4 tRNA genes are annotated in these 506 nt (G+C 55.5%); all 4 read right to left on the bottom strand.

Annotated features, from left to right (window positions below):
• The 4 genes from CJF39_RS22660 to CJF39_RS22645 all read right to left on the bottom strand — a co-directional run bounded on the left by CJF39_RS22660 (nt 1) and on the right by CJF39_RS22645 (nt 506).
• Nucleotides 1–76, bottom strand: a tRNA-Glu gene (locus CJF39_RS22660).
• Between the two features lie 76 nt (nt 77–152).
• Nucleotides 153–228 (bottom strand) — tRNA-Ala (locus tag CJF39_RS22655).
• Between the two features lie 50 nt (nt 229–278).
• Nucleotides 279–354: transfer RNA gene (locus CJF39_RS22650), tRNA-Glu, on the bottom strand.
• Nucleotides 355–430: 76 nt separating this feature from the next.
• Nucleotides 431–506 (bottom strand) — tRNA-Ala (locus CJF39_RS22645).

Genomic DNA, 506 nt, shown 5'->3' with positions numbered 1-506 from the left:
TGGCGTCCCCTAGGGGACTCGAACCCCTGTTACCGCCGTGAAAGGGCGGTGTCCTAGGCCACTAGACGAAGGGGACACAAACCCTTCTAACAGTGATCATGCATTTGCCTGATCGATTCAACGTCAGTGTGGCCCGACGTTGAACTGTAAATTGGTGGAGCTAAACGGGATCGAACCGTTGACCTCTTGCATGCCATGCAAGCGCTCTCCCAGCTGAGCTATAGCCCCGATTTATCGCCTGGCGGCGGAGCAACACCGAAGTGCTGCTTCTGTAAAACTGGCGTCCCCTAGGGGACTCGAACCCCTGTTACCGCCGTGAAAGGGCGGTGTCCTAGGCCACTAGACGAAGGGGACACAAACCCTTCTAACAGTGATCATGCATTTGCCTGATCGATTCAACGTCAGTGTGGCCCGACGTTGAACTGTAAATTGGTGGAGCTAAACGGGATCGAACCGTTGACCTCTTGCATGCCATGCAAGCGCTCTCCCAGCTGAGCTATAGCCCC

The organism is Pseudomonas lundensis (assembly GCF_002269125.1).
Lineage (GTDB): Bacteria > Pseudomonadota > Gammaproteobacteria > Pseudomonadales > Pseudomonadaceae > Aquipseudomonas > Aquipseudomonas lundensis_A.
Note: the sequence above shows the minus strand (reverse complement) of the source record. Positions and strands in the feature narration are given on the sequence as shown.